The sequence below is a fragment of the Nitrososphaera sp. genome (genome assembly GCF_036397675.1).
Classification (GTDB): domain Archaea; phylum Thermoproteota; class Nitrososphaeria; order Nitrososphaerales; family Nitrososphaeraceae; genus Nitrososphaera.
Window position 1 is genome coordinate 1 of record NZ_DASWIL010000002.1, and the last position, 16,320, is coordinate 16,320.

The 16,320-nt window shown below is 49.5% G+C and carries 22 protein-coding genes; 11 read left to right on the forward strand and 11 right to left on the reverse strand.

What is annotated here, in order from left to right; all coding sequences use genetic code 11:
- The 3 genes from VGA14_RS00050 to VGA14_RS00060 all read right to left on the reverse strand — a co-directional run.
- Positions 1-295: cation:proton antiporter (locus tag VGA14_RS00050; RefSeq protein WP_331001690.1), on the reverse strand; the 295-nt coding region annotated here is incomplete at its 3' end.
- Positions 296-1,234: 939 nt separating this feature from the next.
- Positions 1,235-2,209 carry a tetratricopeptide repeat protein gene (locus tag VGA14_RS00055; RefSeq protein WP_331001691.1) on the reverse strand — a complete coding sequence of 325 codons (975 nt, stop codon included), beginning with the start codon at positions 2,207-2,209 and terminating at the stop codon, positions 1,235-1,237.
- Between the two features lie 684 nt (positions 2,210-2,893).
- A complete protein-coding gene (locus VGA14_RS00060) occupies positions 2,894-3,139 on the reverse strand; it encodes an MscL family protein (protein WP_331001692.1) in 246 nt (81 codons plus the stop codon).
- Between the two features lie 60 nt (positions 3,140-3,199).
- On the opposite strand from VGA14_RS00060, the gene VGA14_RS00065 reads away from it, so the two are divergent.
- Both VGA14_RS00065 and VGA14_RS00070 read left to right on the forward strand, forming a co-directional pair.
- On the forward strand, positions 3,200-3,409 hold the full coding sequence (locus VGA14_RS00065; RefSeq protein ID WP_331001693.1) for a hypothetical protein: 210 nt from the start codon (positions 3,200-3,202) through the stop codon (positions 3,407-3,409).
- A gap of 204 nt (positions 3,410-3,613) precedes the next feature.
- The gene (locus VGA14_RS00070; protein ID WP_331001711.1) at positions 3,614-4,102 is read left to right on the forward strand and encodes a signal peptidase I; all 489 of its coding nucleotides are present in this window, start codon (positions 3,614-3,616) and stop codon (positions 4,100-4,102) included.
- Between the two features lie 286 nt (positions 4,103-4,388).
- Here the strand turns inward: VGA14_RS00070 and msrA are convergent, their stop codons facing one another.
- Together msrA and VGA14_RS00080 are read right to left on the reverse strand one after the other, a co-directional pair.
- Positions 4,389-4,844: a peptide-methionine (S)-S-oxide reductase MsrA gene (msrA, locus tag VGA14_RS00075; protein ID WP_331001694.1), complete on the reverse strand. Its 456-nt coding sequence runs from the start codon at positions 4,842-4,844 to the stop codon at positions 4,389-4,391.
- A gap of 53 nt (positions 4,845-4,897) precedes the next feature.
- Positions 4,898-5,059 carry a hypothetical protein gene (locus VGA14_RS00080; protein WP_331001695.1) on the reverse strand — a complete coding sequence of 54 codons (162 nt, stop codon included), beginning with the start codon at positions 5,057-5,059 and terminating at the stop codon, positions 4,898-4,900.
- A gap of 93 nt (positions 5,060-5,152) precedes the next feature.
- Between VGA14_RS00080 and VGA14_RS00085 the strand changes: the two genes are divergently transcribed.
- Positions 5,153-5,410, forward strand: coding sequence for a hypothetical protein (locus VGA14_RS00085; RefSeq protein WP_331001696.1), 258 nt, complete (start codon positions 5,153-5,155; stop codon positions 5,408-5,410).
- On the opposite strand, the gene VGA14_RS00090 is transcribed toward VGA14_RS00085, so the two are convergent.
- Positions 5,390-6,217: a hypothetical protein gene (locus VGA14_RS00090; RefSeq protein WP_331001697.1), complete on the reverse strand. Its 828-nt coding sequence runs from the start codon at positions 6,215-6,217 to the stop codon at positions 5,390-5,392. The genes VGA14_RS00085 and VGA14_RS00090 overlap by 21 nt on opposite strands.
- Before the next feature lie 78 nt (positions 6,218-6,295).
- Between VGA14_RS00090 and VGA14_RS00095 the strand changes: the two genes are divergently transcribed.
- Entirely contained in the window at positions 6,296-6,724 is a 429-nt protein-coding gene (locus VGA14_RS00095; protein WP_331001698.1) for a bifunctional nuclease family protein, read from the forward strand.
- On the opposite strand, the gene VGA14_RS00100 is transcribed toward VGA14_RS00095, so the two are convergent.
- From VGA14_RS00100 to VGA14_RS00115, 4 genes are read right to left on the reverse strand one after another with little or no spacing between them, the layout of a single operon-like run.
- Positions 6,717-7,814, reverse strand: a complete 1,098-nt coding sequence (locus VGA14_RS00100; RefSeq protein WP_331001699.1) for a formate--phosphoribosylaminoimidazolecarboxamide ligase family protein — start codon at positions 7,812-7,814, stop codon at positions 6,717-6,719. The genes VGA14_RS00095 and VGA14_RS00100 overlap by 8 nt on opposite strands.
- A gap of 33 nt (positions 7,815-7,847) precedes the next feature.
- Positions 7,848-8,168 carry a twin-arginine translocase TatA/TatE family subunit gene (locus VGA14_RS00105; protein WP_331001700.1) on the reverse strand — a complete coding sequence of 107 codons (321 nt, stop codon included), beginning with the start codon at positions 8,166-8,168 and terminating at the stop codon, positions 7,848-7,850.
- Between the two features lie 33 nt (positions 8,169-8,201).
- Positions 8,202-9,008, reverse strand: coding sequence for a twin-arginine translocase subunit TatC (gene tatC / locus VGA14_RS00110; RefSeq protein ID WP_331001701.1), 807 nt, complete (start codon positions 9,006-9,008; stop codon positions 8,202-8,204).
- A gap of 31 nt (positions 9,009-9,039) precedes the next feature.
- Positions 9,040-9,501 carry a hypothetical protein gene (locus VGA14_RS00115; protein WP_331001702.1) on the reverse strand — a complete coding sequence of 154 codons (462 nt, stop codon included), beginning with the start codon at positions 9,499-9,501 and terminating at the stop codon, positions 9,040-9,042.
- Between the two features lie 82 nt (positions 9,502-9,583).
- Between VGA14_RS00115 and VGA14_RS00120 the strand changes: the two genes are divergently transcribed.
- From VGA14_RS00120 to VGA14_RS00140, 5 genes are all read left to right on the forward strand, one after another.
- Positions 9,584-10,084: a HEAT repeat domain-containing protein gene (locus VGA14_RS00120; RefSeq protein WP_331001703.1), complete on the forward strand. Its 501-nt coding sequence runs from the start codon at positions 9,584-9,586 to the stop codon at positions 10,082-10,084.
- A gap of 34 nt (positions 10,085-10,118) precedes the next feature.
- Positions 10,119-10,421: a hypothetical protein gene (locus VGA14_RS00125; protein WP_331001704.1), complete on the forward strand. Its 303-nt coding sequence runs from the start codon at positions 10,119-10,121 to the stop codon at positions 10,419-10,421.
- A gap of 100 nt (positions 10,422-10,521) precedes the next feature.
- Positions 10,522-10,896, forward strand: a complete 375-nt coding sequence (locus tag VGA14_RS00130) for a helix-turn-helix domain-containing protein (protein ID WP_331001705.1) — start codon at positions 10,522-10,524, stop codon at positions 10,894-10,896.
- A 52-nt stretch (positions 10,897-10,948) separates the two neighbouring features.
- Positions 10,949-12,115, forward strand: coding sequence for an MBL fold metallo-hydrolase (locus VGA14_RS00135; RefSeq protein WP_331001706.1), 1,167 nt, complete (start codon positions 10,949-10,951; stop codon positions 12,113-12,115).
- A gap of 259 nt (positions 12,116-12,374) precedes the next feature.
- A complete protein-coding gene (locus tag VGA14_RS00140) occupies positions 12,375-12,875 on the forward strand; it encodes a VOC family protein (RefSeq protein ID WP_331001707.1) in 501 nt (166 codons plus the stop codon).
- A gap of 220 nt (positions 12,876-13,095) precedes the next feature.
- Here the strand turns inward: VGA14_RS00140 and VGA14_RS00145 are convergent, their stop codons facing one another.
- Positions 13,096-14,019, reverse strand: coding sequence for a hypothetical protein (locus VGA14_RS00145; RefSeq protein ID WP_331001708.1), 924 nt, complete (start codon positions 14,017-14,019; stop codon positions 13,096-13,098).
- A gap of 425 nt (positions 14,020-14,444) precedes the next feature.
- Here VGA14_RS00145 and VGA14_RS00150 point away from each other — a divergent pair, with 425 nt between their 5' ends.
- Both VGA14_RS00150 and VGA14_RS00155 read left to right on the forward strand, forming a co-directional pair.
- Positions 14,445-15,074, forward strand: coding sequence for a DUF1326 domain-containing protein (locus VGA14_RS00150; RefSeq protein WP_331001709.1), 630 nt, complete (start codon positions 14,445-14,447; stop codon positions 15,072-15,074).
- A 100-nt stretch (positions 15,075-15,174) separates the two neighbouring features.
- Positions 15,175-15,942: a DUF2182 domain-containing protein gene (locus VGA14_RS00155; protein ID WP_331001710.1), complete on the forward strand. Its 768-nt coding sequence runs from the start codon at positions 15,175-15,177 to the stop codon at positions 15,940-15,942.
- Positions 15,943-16,320: the final 378 nt, after the last annotated feature.

Consider the following 16,320-nt stretch of genomic DNA (forward strand, 5'->3'; position numbering starts at 1 on the left):
ATGCAGCAACGCCACCTCTTAGGAACTCGCGTGGTGTGATGTGCAGACCTGCTATGAACAGGATCACAATAGCGGCTATTTCGCCAACATGCCTGACTGTTTCATTAAGGTTAACAAGCGGTTCTCCGTCGACAAGATACAGGCCACCGAGTGCAAATGGACCTACGATGATGCCCGCAAGTAATTCACCTAGTACTATTGGAAGCTTTATCCGATGGAACAACTCTGCCATCAGCTTGGCTGCAAAGAGCAGTATTCCAAGTGAGATTATTACATGGATGAAGTCTACAGCCAAGGTTCGTCAGATGCTTGTAAGCTCTTCGTAGCGCCATATATTGTTTTTAGGCTCTAGCAATTAGTGTCGGTTGATTCCTAACTCTCATTTCCCCCCTTTCCTTCGTAAACTTGTGCTCTTTTTTGGTTATGGTGTAGGTTAGGAACATGATTGCTCAAGGCTGTAGAACAAAAACAGATTGTTATTATAGAAGAGTGTAGAGGATGAGCTGTGGCTCAAATCAATGTACCTGTTAAGACCTGCACAAGCTGTGGCGAAGTATTTGTCATAGGATATCACGCCTCTGTTGGAGTCCAATTCTGGATCACAGCATTGACTTTGGTTGGTGGAATTGTGTATTGGGCAGTCAGAGGTAGGTCTGAACGGTGTCCGAAGTGCAAAGGCAGGAATTTCCAGTCCGTTCTGAAAACGCTCGAAGTCTGAATGTACCAATCGCAATCTTGCTTGCGTTAGTCAGCCATCGGCTTGAATATTCCTTGACACCTCTGCATTAGTATGCGGTATTAGAATGAAAAGAAATAGAGCCTGTTTCTCCTGCCACGAACCAACCTGTTCCATGAAAGGCTATTAGGGAACCACTGGGGAGTACGGCCATGACCGAAGCATCATCCTATGAGGAGGGATTAAAATGGGAAAGACGAATAACGCGTCTGGCATTCGTTGCCCTCGCTGTAAGTACAACGACAATGGCACAGAATCATTGCAATCTGTTGCTTCTATAGAATTGAGATTTCCAATCCAGAGCCTCTTTCTGTCAGCACTGAGGTTAATTAGCCTTCTAATAGGCCTAATTTTTCCGATATCCTGAATCCTGTTTTGAACTATACATTCTCAAGATGATGAGTCTCGTAAGGGCTTACAGACAGGGTACAACCTTCCATGCTTTGCGATAGTATCGATATGTTCCAGAGTCTTGCCCCTCAGATTGCCTACAGCTTATTATGCAGGTAATGCGTGTATTGATTTCTTGGCTCTTGCCAAGCAACTCTTACATTCTCTTTCATTTCCCAGCAGCCTGAGTGTTATGCCCCTGTTGTACCACGCATCAGAGTAACTTGGATCGATTTCTGTAGCTCGTTGAAAGGCGGCCAACGCCTCTTCCACCATTACAAGTTTCTTAAGTACAATACCCTTGTTGTACCAGGCAACTGCTTCCAGCGGGCGGATCTCTATGGCCCTTTCAAAGCATTCCAGAGCGTTCTCATAAAACCCAAGAGTACCAAGACAAGTGCCTCTGTTGTACCATACACTATAGTCATTTTGGTTGATTTCTGAGGCCCTTTCAAAGCATCTTAAAGCTCTTTCATTCTTTCCTTGGCATCCAAACGCAATCCCTTGGTTATTCCAGTATCCTGAGGTGTACGTTTCCATCTCAGCAGTATGTTTCTTGCACTCAAAAGCTTCATCGTACCTTCGCAATTTGCGTAGAATCACGGCTTTGCGGATCCACGCCTCGAGGTGATTAGGATCTGCACCAATTGCCTTGTCCAGACAATCCAATGCGTCCGGAAGGTGATTGAATCTTTCGAGTGCAATCGCCATATCATACCAGATGCTCGCTCGTGGTGCCAGCTTTGCAGCTGCCTTCAGAAGGGTCAATGATTCTTCATACTGACCTCGATCTTGCAAATGAATTGCCTTCTCTGAGAGTCCATCAACAAGTGCATAAATCTCTGGATCATGATATGCGGGCTTACCAACAACATTTGAGTGGGTAGCAGCCGCGGAACGAATACCCAGCAAGAACTGTTCTAGTGCCTCCTTAGACAGAGACTCAAACGATTGAGTGTTGATTCCAAACCTCTGCAGTTCTTGCAGGAGTTCATACCTAGACATGGGAGTATGGTTCCGGCTCACTGCGTTTAATTCTATGGTCTCCGCTTCAATCAAGGTGCCTTTTTGTTCGGTCATCATTAGGCTTCTATGTACTATGGTATCTTTTAAATGTATCTTTAAATCATCATTAATAGTATCTAATAATGGCGTTCAATGCATGTAATATCCTATTTACAATACTTAAATCAGCCTTTTCAACATTTTTTCCGGATACTAGTTCTATACTTCCGCAACCAACTAATCGCGATCCTACCCCCTTGGTCCAAGCATAATCAAGCTTTGTAATTCGCTGGTCGTGGCCAGTTTAGGACGCAATCTTGCAATCCGCATACTCTACCAAGCCCCGAAAAGGCTTTCTCAACTTGTAAGCGCAGGCATTGACGAAGTTAGCTTTAGCGTATGCTTAACACCGTTTGTTCCGAAAAACATAATACGAAGAAGCCGGTTCAGACGATTTCATCATTTTCCATAGACTTGAATAATGCAGCATTATTCATAGACTTGGGGTCAAGATTTGATAATGGAACTCGTAGCAGCGGCTAATCGTGTACCATTAGAACGAACGCGGTTTTTTCTTCACGAGGTATAGTGAATGTGCCTGCTACTCGCCATCCTTGGGAGCTGTATTCGGCCACCCTCTTCACTAGGTTCTTGAAATCATATGTATCTTCCAACATCATTGCCTTACCGCTCGGTTCTTTCACTTCGCGATATCCCATATTACATGCAAGCTAGCTAAAGTAGCTAAAATACATCATACAGTTACTTCTTTGTCTTGTCCTCGACGCCGAGTATCTTGCTCCTTGAAAGTATCTTGTACATTATGAAGACGACGAACGCTATGATGATAAAGTCTATCAGGTTGGCAATCAAATCGCCATAGGCGAAGGTAGACGTGACTCCCGCGGCGCTGTTTGTCACATCATACCACAGCATTTCTTGTTGATCAAGGCCACGATGGACGTGAGATGCGATAGCGCAAATATCAGCATTAGTTTGGTTTTTCATCAAGTATTTTGGACTTGCGTTTCCTTAAGGCATCTGTCAGATTACTGTAGAAGAGCCTTAATGTTCAAGGTGATGTTGTTAATAGGTGGCGGAATTGTGCTCATGGCAATGGGTGTCTACGCCTTGTCTGTGGCCAATATTCAGTTTCCTGACCTCAGGTGGCCGGAAATTTCATGGCCTGAAGTAAACTGGGCCATAGTAGGATGGGTAGTAATCGTAGGTGGATTGATTTCTGTGGGTACGGGAGTTGTCGTATCCAGGCTAGCGTAGAGCGATTTTGTGTCGCTTTTCGTTATGCCGTAGGAGGGAATCTGGCGGAAAGTGCTAAAACCTTGCCCATAATGAACATCATATTCTAGGTGGGCGGGGGCTGCCTCAGAAGCTCTCGAGATGGTAAAAGGTTAAAATAGTTAAGCCACACTCATTTCGTGAGTCTCACATTTGATGCGCCGGCGAAAGCCTACATTACCGGAGATGCTTTCTTTGATAGCGGGCATTGTGTTGGTTACTTTAGCATTATCTTACATTTTCAGCGAGCGTAACCTATTGTACATAATTACAAGTGGCAGCATGAGCCCAACTATCAAGATCGATGACCTTGTTGTCGTTGATGGACTGGCATCTGTTGACACTCTAATGACTGGAGACATTATCGTATTTCAAAGCCCCGACATGACTTCGGGTGTCATTACGCACAGAATAGTAGAATTCGTACCATCACAAGACGGCCATTATGTCATAACAAAAGGTGACGCAAATCTCTACTCAATTCCAAACGTTGACTATCCGATCACCGATAAAGACCTGATTGGCAAAGTTGCCTTCATAATCCCCGGCGGAGGAGAGCTTGTAAAATCGTTGCGTCCCCCTATTGGATATATTGTCATCTTGAGCATCGTGACAGCACTGTCATGCAGCACAATACTGATCCACGGTAGAAAGGACGGCATGAAATTTCCGTGATAGTAATGTGACAATGCGTCGGGTTGAAGAGACGAATCGATCTGCGGCAACCTGATGTCTTTCAAAATTAGGCAAGATTTGAACACTCGTACGCATGACCCGGGTAATTATAGAGTCTGTAAGTTCTCCTTAGTTAGCTAGTTTTAGGTCGCGCGAAACATTACATTGATGAGCATCTTGGCCACGGTCAAGTCGGAACATGGGGCATTAGGCACAGTGAGGCTCCTCGCTGCTTCCAATCAATGCAGACGGGGTAGCTCTTAAATGGCGTTTATAGGGACTGGAATTAGTGCATCTTTAATCCGCATTTGACATAGTATTTCTGGTGATAGTCTTCTGCCTTCCAGAATGTCGATGCAGGTGTGACCTCGGTAACTATTTTCTTCCCAATAATTGGCTGGAGGCGCTCTATAGCTTCCCTTGAGACAGATTCTTGCTCGGGTGTATGGAAAAACACTGCCGATCTGTACTGCCTGCCTACGTCCGGCCCCTGCCTGTTTGGCGTGGTCGGGTCGTGGTTTGCAAAGAAGATCTTTAGGAGTTCGTCGTACGAAACTGTTTCCGGGTCGTAATCCACCTGAACCACCTCGGCGTGGCCGGTCCTGTCAGTGCAGACCTGCTCGTAGGTGGGGTTCTCAACGTTCCCTCCCATGTACCCGACGGCAGTCGCCCTGACGCCCTTGACCTTTATGAAAACGTCCTCGGAGCACCAGAAACATCCCATCCCAAACGTGGCCTTCATGACAGGGTTTGCGCAGGATGGAGAATTAAGCCTTTTTCCACTTTGCTTCCGGATCAGGAGACGCGGCCCTCGTTCCTCAGCTCGTCAAGAATGCGCATGAGGGTTTCGTAATTTACGTCCACGTTGTTCAGGATTACAGAATGGTCGATGGTGCCGTGTTTCTTGATGAACTTTTCCACCGCGGCTTTCTTCTTGTGGTACTTCCTATCCTGCAACACGTAAGTGTACATTCTTTGCGTAATAAACCGTCCGCAACAGTTTCGTGCTGTTGGCCCATAGTTTCAGCCGCGAATCATGCGGCGTTTGACGTGGACGACACGCTCCTCAACAGCCGGATGGTTTTGGCGCCTTCAGGATGGGTGGGGCTTGAAGGCAGTGTCAGGGCAATCCAGACCGACAGGAAACTTACAGTCGGCGACACTAGGGCGGACAAATGCATGATAAGGCGCGCATGCCTTGATATGGCATTCATACCCAAGGATGACGACGTGAGAAACGTGGGTGAAAACGTGAACCCGCCGCCGGACATGATGCACGTCATCAGGTTACTTGACGCCGCACCTTGACATCGACCTTATGCTCCTTGCAAGCAGGAATGGCGCTACCGCTAGGGCTGGGAGGCTTGCGGCTATGAACACGGTCTGGAAAGACGCTAGCGCGCTAGTGCTTGCACCAGCCCCGATGATCCCCACGCCGAGCACTGCAGAGAATACGCTTCCCGCGCACGTCGGGCACCCGACGAAAAGGCCGGTTGTAGCGCCAAGACCGCCTACTATTGACGTCTTGGTCTGCGCTGCCCTGCCGAGCCTGTACGCGTAGACGCTCAGCGCCACGTTAAAGCCGACCATTATCGAGACAACCGCGGCAAGTAGCACGTTTACCGGTATCACGAGGAGTAAAAAGTGGTCCGTGAAATAAACGGTGAACATGGGCATATACCCCGGCGCGCCGCAACACGGGATCATCTCTGCCGACGGGACCTCAATCCCTTGCTCTGAAAACGACACGTCGGGCCGAAAGACTAGGATCTGCGAAAGAAAGCCAAAGAATATGCCGTAGCCGATTGCTGCAACTGCCATTATCTTCCAGTAGCTGTTGTCAGAAAACGCGCCGGTGACAAACGACATCAGGCTGGTGTTGCCTGAAAGGCGCGCCTGCTCTGACCGGAATATCCTGTACGCGCCATAAGTGGCGGCAGACATTGAGGCAGCCGTTATGGCAAGCATGGCATACGCCATGTCGGTCAGCTCCTGCGCCTGCACGGTCCCGGAAGTGCCCGAGAACTTCGAGTATATTATAAACGCGATGGCAAGTGAGAAGGTGCCTATGAAGAGAGTTCTGTAGCCGCTGTCCCGCCCGGCCTTCCACGTCATGCCTGCGTATACGCGCGGTTGGAATTAAATCGTATCGCTTGCAAAGCCTTAATTCACAGAAATGCGGAATAGCTGCAGATGTCAAAGGAGGAGGCCCCTGACGACTATGTCGACGCTCGGATAAGCTACGTAGGTTTTGTTGACCAGGTCGGGCTTGAGGGCGTCGTCATCCTGAAATCAGAGGAGGGCAGGGAATTCCCGATGCGAGCTTTCTCGGGCGAGGTGGCAAAGCACATCTCGCGCTTTCAGGAAGGCGACAAGGGTGGAATCCCTACCGTCTACAACTTGGTAGAAGAGCTGGCGGCCATGGGGGACCTCTTGCTGACAGAAGTGCGCGTCTACCAGAGCGGCAACGTGCTTCGGGCAAACCTGTACTTCAAGACCCGGAAAGGCGAGCTCATCCTGCGCAACTACCGCGCGTCTGACTCTATTGCGCTAGCGGCCTACTACGACATGCCGATAAAGGTGCGAAAGAGTCTCTTTGAAGAGCCAATAGACATCAAGTGACGATGTCGCCAAGCCGGCGCTCGTTTTCGGCGTTTTTGATTTCCATCGCTATCCTGCGCCCGACGCCCATCGTGTGGCCGAAATAGTATTTCGTATAAGGGCTGGTAGTCGCCATTATTGGGTTTCCCGGCACCCTCAATGAAACATCATACACGACAAAGTCGAGCTCGGTGGTGACAATGCTCTGGAGTGATATCGGGCCGATTATGCCGGGCGGGTATTCCTTCTTTACTGCGCTTGCAAACTTGTCGCCCATTTCAAACACCTTTTCCAGCAGGGATTCGCGTATGCTTGCCGGCGTGTGGCCGACTTCGATGTTCTGCGGCTGGACATCCATTTCCATCTGCTGCCTGGCAGGCATGGAGACAAAGTCGTGAAGATTTGTTTGTAACCGTCGCTCTATCCCTAGGAATTCTGTTTCCCCTGTCAGGGGTGAATGGAAAAAGTTGAGGTTGAAATAGGTGCCAAGCACGTACTCCTCTATCACCGCGTTCTCAAGGTCCTTTTTGCTCACGAGACCCTGCTCTATTTTCTGCTTGGCCTTTTTCTTGTAATCCTCGTAAGACGTGACAATGAAAAACGCCCTTTCGAGCTTGCGCTTTGCCTCTTGTACCTTGACCATAGCCGGCCCGGCTATGTCGGAAGGCTTGCGATATATGTGTGGGTGGCGCAGTCCCGCTTTTTCAAGCAAATAATACTGGTTACGGGCGGCTGTGCGCTCCTCTGCGCGCAAAAGCCACCTGTTGCCAAATACCGGCACCTTGAAATCGTTCTCGATGTTGTCGTACCCTAGGTAGGCGGTAAACGCCCTGTGTGCCACCATGATACAGTTCATGTCGCGGAGTTTTTCCTGGTTCTCGCGGTTGAGGACGTCGGAGAACTTGTCAAGCACAATTATCTCGTCGGCCAGGCGCTTGAAGCGCCTGTAAGGCAGGTCGCGGCCCTTCTGGCAGATGCATACTGTCTTTATGCCCTCGTCCTTGGCGCCGTCCATCACTTCGAGCGCCGAGTGGCTGCCGATGGTGCCAATCGTGATATTTTTTTGGTCGTAGCGGCCGACTATGCCTGATATCTGCTGATGGCCTAACAACGATTAAAGAGAAAGGAGATTGTAATAAAAAGCCTACTTTTTGGTCTTGTTGAGCTCGACTTCGATTGCGGCCCTGAGCTCGTCGTCGTTCTTGTTGGTGTAGTTGATGCCAAGAGACTCTGCAATTTCTTCCAGCTTTTCCCTGCCTACGTTCCCGGAACTCTTTAGCTGCTGCAGTTCGCGCTTTGCTTCCATCTTGGCCTTCTCGTACTCTGCGCCGGCCTTACCAAAGGTCCTTGCAAGCTCGGGGATCTTTTTGACCCCAAAGAATAGCACTACCACCACGATAACAATAATGATCCATTCTTGAGGTCCTCCAAATTGCATAAGCAGGTTATGCAGTCCTGCAGACATTTAGCATAACTTACGTACCTTGGAATTTAAGTGTTAGGTATTGCTCCCTGTAAGCCTCTCGAGCTTTCTTGCCCTGCTCTCAACTGCAAACATACCAAGGAGATAAAGGCCCATCATGGGCAACGTTACAAACCACATTGTAACGCCGCTACCATCCGGCGTGATAACAGCTCCAAAGATGACTAGGATAACGAACGCATAGCGTAAGTTGTTACGCCAAAAGCGGGGTGATATGGCACCTGTGAGAGAGACCCCATACATCAGTATTGGGAGTTCAAAAGAAATGCCAAACGCAAGCAGGAACTGGAGCACGAACGAGATAAAATCACTAATGTTGAAAAGCGGCACAACATTGATGGACTCGCCAAATTGGTACAGAAAGTCTAGAATGTAAGGGACGACGACCAAATAGGAAAACGCGACCCCGGCTACAAATAGGGCTACTGTCGGCGCGATTATCTGTGACATGTTTTTTCTTGCGTTCGGGCTTATCGCAGGCAAGATAAAGCCAGCAATCTCTTTGACAATAATGGGCATGGCGCCAATGATGCCGATAAGGATGGAGACATAGACTTGTGCAAAAAATGCCTGCCCCGGGGCTATCTGGACCAGCGTGACATTCTTGGGCAAAAGCGTGTCCTGCATGTACAGCATTACCCTTGAGGAGATATTGTGAAATGGATCAGGGAAGGGATAGAGAAGCTGCACGCCCCCATATTCTATCGGACGTAGATCAAACGCCATACAAAAGCCCATTATGGCGACTATGGCAATGACCACGTGGATGATCCGCACCCTCAGCTCGTCGAGGTGCTCGCCAAGCGACATCTCTGAGGCCATCGACGTATGTTACCTCCCCGTAGAATATATTTCAGTCGGGGCCCGGTATCGGGAGGGCCTTGCCTGCGGGGAGCTTCCACGCCTCGGCGTCGACCTCCTCCTTGGTTGCCTTCTCAAATTCGGCCGTCAATTCTACAGGCGCATTGAACTTTAGCGAGATCTCGTTTGCAAGCGTTCCCACCGCCTTGCCATCTGCAAACTCTCTGGAGCCTTGCAAAAAACCTCTGTTCTGCCTGTAAAGCAGTTGCCCGCCAAACTTGCCTTGCAGGAACGCTGCAAGGTCGTCAACCGTTTTCTTGGGCACGTCGTTAAAGTAAAAACATATTCCATGCACCGGCTCCTTGTCAAACGGCGTGCCGTACCTATACCAAAAGATGCCGAAGTGCTCGTACTCACCCTGCATGCACTTTATGTCCCAGTGGTTGACCTTCTCGGCAGGGTATGTCGATTCCAGAAAGTCGGTTATGCCAAGACGCCAGTACCTGACGCGCACAGGGCACCTGTAACTTGCGGCATTATAATAACCTCACGAAGGAGCCAAAAATTAAAAGGGCCCCCGGATGCACATGTGGCGCATGGCAGCCATCAAATACATAACTTCGGCCGAGAGGATACAACTTTTCGAGGAGATGGAGAGGCAGTTTGACCAAAAAAAGGTCAGCTATTTCAAGAAACTCTTGACGCACAAAGACAGCGTCGTCAGGACGCGCGCAGTTTGCATCCTGGCAGACATTGCCGGCCAAGGTGCGGTCGCGCCCGTTGGCAGGGTTCTCAAGAACGACGGCAACGACCTCGTTCGTCACGAGGCCGCGTTCTCGCTAGGGCAACTGGGCTTTTCGACCGGCATAAAGCCGCTTGCTGACGCGGTGAAAAACGACCCGTCGCTGTTCGTCCGCCACGAAGCTGCAGTCGCACTGGGCGTCATAGGATCTGAAGAGGGCAGAAAGATACTGCGCGACGCGCTAAAAGACGAGAGCGAGGAAGTGCGCGATTCTGCTGTGGTCGCGCTCGCAAACCTCGACTACATCAAGTCGGTCAACAGGCGCAACCAATTTACGAGGATGACGGGCGGTTAACGTTATAAGCCGCTTGAAACCTTCAGTGAGCGAAATGTCCGACCCTTGGCTGCAGAATCTTGCCGGCAGCTGGCGCGACGTCAAGTGCCCATGCGGCAGCACTTTCCATTTCAAGGGGAAGGTTGACGAGATGTTTGCATGGGAGCGGATACACCTGCGCCACATGGAGTCGGACCACGAGAACCATGAGATGCTTTCCTTTTACCCCAAGGACATGGTAATAATCTACCATGCAGCTTCCGGCTATGTCATCGAGAGACGAAAGCACAGGCGGGAAGAGATAAGCGAGGTTCACCAGGCTCGGTTATTTGGGCAGGCCAAGCTAGCCGGTGTATAACGTTACCACCTGGTATCTGCTATAGAAAGGTAATGTTTAATTGAGAACTTCACCCACGGTAAGCGGGTGAATGTTTGGTAAGTTGTCCCAGGTAGACTACATGGCAGTCATGCAACAGCTGACGCAGTGCCCGATCAACTACACTTTCCAAGTGATAGGCAAAAAGTTCACGATACTTATCTTGCGCAACATGATGCACTTTGGCCATAGCCACTTTAACGAGTTTCTGGAGATAGAGGGCATAAACCCAAAGACGCTCTCGCAGCGGTTAAAGGAGATGCAGAAAAACGGCCTCATCGAGCGCAAGGTAAACCCCGGGACTCCTGTCAGGATCGAGTACTTGGTGACCGAGAGGGGCAGGGCGCTCAAACCAGTGCTTGATCAGCTGATGTTGTTTTCGGTACAGCACTACTCTGAGCAGGTGTGTAAGGACGGCCGGCCCAAGACACTTGAAGACATGGCAAAACTCGGCTAGCCTTATCACGACGTGCAAAAGCGTTTTATTCATGATAAGCGCCGATCATTATGTGGACTCGAACTCCCTTTTCACAAGAATAAACGGGGTGCTGCCAGACATCGCCGGCGGCGCAAACGCCTCACTCTCGGTGTTTTACAAGGGCTTTCACCTGTTGGTGGACGCCGGCAACGGCATTGCGGGCAGCCTCCGTAATGGCGCTGGAGAGCTCGGGTACAAGGCGGCGCCGGATGCGATCCTGATAACGCATGCTAGACAACAGCACGTTGCTGAACTTTCATCGCTTGTTGGAGGTTCCAGGGTATACTGCACTGCTGAGTGCCTCGACCAGATAATTTCGATGCCCCAGCTTGGAGACAAGAGGCAACTTTTCATAGCAGTCCAGCCAGGCCAAGCCTTTGAGGCAGGTCCGTTTTCTGTAACTCCGGTGGCGGCAGACAACGCCGGCGACGCGCCTGGATTTGCTGGCTCGGTCATCTATATCATAGAAGGCGGCGGTCGGAAAATAATAGCGGGCTGGGACTTTCTGAAGCTCCACGGCGCAGACGAGAAGTTGACGTGGAAGCCAGACCTGCTGGTTCTTGGCACGGAGACGTACAACGAGCATCCCTCCACCGGCATTATCTCGGTCTCGGAGGCATACAACATCATCCGGCGGTGGAATGCCAAGGAGTGCTACATTCTCCACTATAGCGGTGAGAAGGACAGGGAGGACGCGAAGAACCAGTGGCACAGAGGGCCTGCCGGCCCGCTTTCGCCGGAAGAGCTGCAGAAGGCAGTCGACGGTCATCTCCAGGTGATGGGGCAGGAAGGCAAGTTCTCAATCAAGGTGGCCAGGGAAGGGATGATCTGGACGCCGGTAGAAGAGGCGCAGGACGAAGGCCCGGTAGGAACCAAGATAGAAGTGGAAGCGCTTGAAAAGTACGTCTTTTCGCTGGAGAAGATGCAGAATGGCAGGTTAGTTATTTCAATAGAAGACAGCATCAACAGAACGACCTTAGAGTTTGTCAACCCAAAACGCGCAAGCGAAAGCTCGCTGCACGCAGACGGTCTTAAGGACATGATGTTTAAGGGGCCTGAACTTAACATGAGCATATCTGGCAGCAGCGTCCGGCTGGACATCACAAAGGGCAAGAAATCCGTTTTTGCAGGCGACTTGCCTGTCAGCGAGAAGGACGCAAGGCGGCTGGCAAGATACCTGCACGAAAACTTTAGGTAAAAAAGCGAGTCCGGATGCCCCGATAGAAGCAGAAAGCGGTGTGGTTGCATGTAAGGCGGTAAAGCATTAACCCACAATCGCATCTTTTTCTTTTAGTGCAGTAGCGCTTTCGGAATGAAATAGCTTGTCTTGTTTTGACAGATCTGAAAGCTGTTTCCTAGGCGCGAGAATTGTTGTTGTTTACTCGCAAGGAAAGGATAAAAGTAATCATCACCATGAATGAGCCAGAACTAATAGGTAAGTAGGCAGATAGGTAGATATGCCAAAAGCGTTCAATCACGTCGCAGTTTCTGTTACCGATATTGACGTAGCTGTATCATGGTATCGAGATGTGCTGGATATGACACTTTTGCTGGGCCCCGTGGAAATCTCTGCATCTTCTCCTCCGTCCGAACCGACTCTTGCTGCTCTCGTGAAAGGCGTATTTGGCCCCAGACTCGGGAAGTTCAAAATCTGCCATCTAAGCTCGGCCAATGGCGTAGGAATAGAACTGTTCCAATTTATTGAACCGGAAGCCGAACGTAGAGAAAATAATTTTGAATACTGGAAGACAGGGTTTTACCATATAGCAGTAACTGACCCCGAAATAGAACAACTTGTCGAGAGAATCTCGAGCTCTGGTGGAAAGAGGCGAACGGGCATTTTCGAGCTGACCCAAGGCAGCGGTAAGAAGATTTGCTTTTGCGAAGACCCCTTTGGCAACATCATTGAGATCTACTCCCATAGTTATGAACAGTTTTGGGCTAATGCGAAGCTATGATTCGGAAATATTTATTCCATGCTGCTACAGAGTCCATCCATTTTTCAATTCAATGTGGCGGTATCCCCAATGCAAAGAATTATCATGTCTTCGCTTACTTGTCTTTTCTCTCTCTGAGCTGCCTGAAGCTTTCGCAAGACGAAAGCTATCAAACTGCAGAAAAGTTGTCGCTGTCATGAAAGTAAGGAAAAAGGGTGGAAGGGCGGACCCTCCGCCACGGTCAGCGCCTGAAGAGCCTAGTTCTGCCTATCAGGCTGATTGCCCCAAGACTCGCCACTATCCCACCAAGTGCGGCCACCGGGAATTCGGGCACTACTTGGGTTCCACTTATGCTCACTTCGTGAGCACCCGATCCGTGCGACACAGTGACCACCTTGACTCCGTTGGAATCAGTAGATTCTTCAAAGTCCTGGGTCACCTGTCCGTCAACCATTACGACATATGGGCCCTCGAGCACGCTTCCTACAGATACTTCTGTCTCTTGCCCGGATCCATCGGCTTCAAAGGAGAGCGTCATGCTCGCCTCATCCAGCGCCACTTCTGATATCACAGACGAGCTTGCGACAGACACCTGGACGGGTTCGCCATCGACCATGACTGGAATCATGCTGGAGGCTGGCTCTTCGTCGGTCGGTCCGCCATCGGGCACTTCAGAGTTTACGGCGCCCTGAACCTTCAGTGACCCGAGAGCCGAATTAAATGCGCCTACATTGCTTTCAAATTCAGAAGAGGGGGACATGTACATGACCACGATCCAGTTGGTTCCTGTTTCTACTGCTACCATCCTAAACTTCTGAGAAGTGCTTGGGCAATCTACCGTCACCTCACTTCCTTGAACGCCAGCGACACTAACGGATCTTACCGACGGTGGATTGCAATCCATTTCTTCATTTGTAAACGAAGACGGATCGGTTGGATCCTGGTTTGTTTTTTCGGCTATCACGAGTGTTATGGACGTCATTAATTGGGAGTCAGGTTCAGATAACCCTTCGAGGCTCGTCGTCACCAGCGTTCCAAAGGGGCCAGAAATTTCGAACCCGGTAAAGGGGTCAGGGAAGGTTATTTCCACTCCAGATTCGTCATTTACATACCTGCCGCTGACTTCATCGGGCATGGACTGCGCATATGCATAGGGGGCTGCCATTAACAACAATGGCAGAAATCCTGCAACAAAAGCTACTCTCTTGAGATTGTTCATCACGATCTTTTCGAAGGCATTGATATAAGCATATCTGATTGTGCAGAGCATCTACAGTAACAAAGAAAGTTTTGAAACAAGTAAGGCCCGGAGGGTTCTGGAAGGATTTCCTTCCGTGTCTATTCTGGGGCTTCGGATTGCAGTTGACCAGCGAGTGCCAAGTACAAAATTTGAAACCAGTGCAGTGATTATTTCTACAACCCTGTCCTTCCAATCGTCAAGTGTTACAGATGCGTGCCCAGAGGACTACGCCAAAATTTTGGGGCAAAAAAACGCGCGAGGAGCGACTAAATCAAGAAAAAAGGGCTTCTAAGAAGCTTTTCAACCATTGTTGCCGCAATTCTTATACGGAATCATGGTCTTGAGGTGATATGGCTACCACAGCACAGATTCCCAAATGGCACATGAAAATCGATTACGTGGAAACATGCAATTGTGATTATGGCTGCCCATGCAATTTCAATGGCTTCCCGACGTATGGATTCTGCAGAGCTCTTGTCCTGTATCACATAAGAGAAGGAAATTACGGCGATGAGAAACTTGACAACCTGGACGTCATCTATGCTGCATCGTGGCCAAAGGCAATACATGATGGTAACGGAACAATGCAACTCTTTATATCAAGAGAGGCATCTGCAGGGCAAAGAGCTGCGCTGGTAGATATTTTCTCGGGCAAGGTCAAGGGAGAGGGCCCGTTCGCCTTATTCGCCTCGACTCTAAAGTACGTTCTTGAACCCCAATTCGTCGAGATCAAGTCAAGAATAGACGGCAAGAAGAGCAGCTTTTCCGTTCCAGGAACCATCGATGTAAGCCTTGAAAGTTTCAAGAACCCTGTGACGGGCGCAGAGCAAGAAACAAAGATACAGCTTCCAAACGGCTTTATCTGGAAACTTGCAGACGCAGCAAAGTCATCGGTCATGAAAATTCTTACAAAGAATTTGAACTTTGACGATTCGGGCCAAAACGCTTTTGTGTCGGTAGTAGAATACAGTGGTCCCTAACCGTGAAAGCCTTTCCAGTGCTTGAGTAATGGACAAACCTCAAAAGGTAATCCTGTGTTCCCTCATTGCAGTCTCCGTCGCCAGCTGGGTTTCTTCTCAAATGTTCCAGCAGGACATGATGTTTGCAATGGATAGAGTTGAAAATGCGTTATTCCTTTCGATTTTCGTCACAATATGGACCGTTGGAATGGCCGCCATGATGTTTCCTGCAATCGTGCCCATGGTCTTGCTGTACAACAGACTTGTCAATTCAAACGGCAGTCAGGCACAGGTATCAGTCGATGCGCCGGCACGAAAAACATATTCTGTCAAGGCCCTACTTTTTGTATGCTGCTATCTTGTAGTATGGTCTCTTACCGGCATCGCGCTTTTGCTTGGCTGGTCAGAGATGATGCATTTGTTAGGCGAGTCTGTCGGACAGTCAATGCACTATGTCTTTGCCGCGGTCCTGACAATCACTGGAATCTACCAGTTTACACCTCTCAAGACCAAATGCCTTGGCTATTGTGAATCTCCCATGAGCTTCTTCATGAGGAGGTGGAGCAGCGGAACTTCGGGCACTATCAAGATGGGATTGTTTCACGGGCTTTATTGTCTGGGATGCTGCTGGCCCTACTTCTTGCTGATGGTTGCCCTAGGGTGGATGAACTTTTTCTGGATGGCCCTTTTCGCTGCAATAATCTTTGGCGAAAAAATTTGGTGTAAAGGCATTTGGGTAGCTCGAGTCGCGGGGATAGGATTCATTGCGGCCGGGATTCTTGTTGCAACTGAAGTGATTCAGACCGGCCCTATGATAGGGAGTATGGGCTTCGAATCAATAGAGAATGAAGATGCGATGAATGCCATGCTCCTTCGCCCTCTACAGTAATCCTGACGCCGTTTAGGGGCCACTCCAATCGAATGGAATGTGAATGCGGAGAAACGGGTAAGGGTAAATTGTGATGAAATGGGCTAACAAAGTACGGGCCCGGAGGTTTACGGAAGGCTTTCCTCTCGTGTCTCTCTTGGGGATTCGGATTGCAGCTGAACCGCAGCTCTTGTTCAGAAATACCAGGGCCATAGTACCGTATGTTTCCCGGGCCTTTGTTTTCCGATTGTCACTTAGAGCCTATCCCAAAAATACCTCTATGGGGATATCGTAAGGGAAGTCAGCGATGGATGCTATGTCTTATATGGGAATAATTGGTATTTGACGGTTATAACTGCCAAATTCTGACGGCGTCTTATTTTTGGGATAGGCTCTAAG

What these genes read in the sequence shown, in the direction of transcription:
- VGA14_RS00055 (WP_331001691.1), bottom strand. Translation starts at nt 2,209, where the DNA reads ATGATGACCGAACAAAAAGGCACCTTGATTGAAGCGGAGACCATAGAA.
- VGA14_RS00060 (WP_331001692.1), bottom strand. Translation starts at nt 3,139, where the DNA reads ATGAAAAACCAAACTAATGCTGATATTTGCGCTATCGCATCTCACGTC.
- VGA14_RS00065 (WP_331001693.1), top strand. Translation starts at nt 3,200, where the DNA reads ATGTTCAAGGTGATGTTGTTAATAGGTGGCGGAATTGTGCTCATGGCA.
- VGA14_RS00070 (WP_331001711.1), top strand. Translation starts at nt 3,614, where the DNA reads ATGCTTTCTTTGATAGCGGGCATTGTGTTGGTTACTTTAGCATTATCT.
- msrA (WP_331001694.1), bottom strand. Translation starts at nt 4,844, where the DNA reads ATGAAGGCCACGTTTGGGATGGGATGTTTCTGGTGCTCCGAGGACGTT.
- VGA14_RS00090 (WP_331001697.1), bottom strand. Translation starts at nt 6,217, where the DNA reads ATGACGTGGAAGGCCGGGCGGGACAGCGGCTACAGAACTCTCTTCATA.
- VGA14_RS00095 (WP_331001698.1), top strand. Translation starts at nt 6,296, where the DNA reads ATGTCAAAGGAGGAGGCCCCTGACGACTATGTCGACGCTCGGATAAGC.
- VGA14_RS00105 (WP_331001700.1), bottom strand. Translation starts at nt 8,168, where the DNA reads ATGTCTGCAGGACTGCATAACCTGCTTATGCAATTTGGAGGACCTCAA.
- tatC (WP_331001701.1), bottom strand. Translation starts at nt 9,008, where the DNA reads ATGGCCTCAGAGATGTCGCTTGGCGAGCACCTCGACGAGCTGAGGGTG.
- VGA14_RS00120 (WP_331001703.1), top strand. Translation starts at nt 9,584, where the DNA reads ATGGCAGCCATCAAATACATAACTTCGGCCGAGAGGATACAACTTTTC.
- VGA14_RS00125 (WP_331001704.1), top strand. Translation starts at nt 10,119, where the DNA reads ATGTCCGACCCTTGGCTGCAGAATCTTGCCGGCAGCTGGCGCGACGTC.
- VGA14_RS00130 (WP_331001705.1), top strand. Translation starts at nt 10,522, where the DNA reads ATGGCAGTCATGCAACAGCTGACGCAGTGCCCGATCAACTACACTTTC.
- VGA14_RS00140 (WP_331001707.1), top strand. Translation starts at nt 12,375, where the DNA reads ATGCCAAAAGCGTTCAATCACGTCGCAGTTTCTGTTACCGATATTGAC.
- VGA14_RS00145 (WP_331001708.1), bottom strand. Translation starts at nt 14,019, where the DNA reads ATGGCAGCCCCCTATGCATATGCGCAGTCCATGCCCGATGAAGTCAGC.
- VGA14_RS00150 (WP_331001709.1), top strand. Translation starts at nt 14,445, where the DNA reads ATGGCTACCACAGCACAGATTCCCAAATGGCACATGAAAATCGATTAC.
- VGA14_RS00155 (WP_331001710.1), top strand. Translation starts at nt 15,175, where the DNA reads ATGTTCCAGCAGGACATGATGTTTGCAATGGATAGAGTTGAAAATGCG.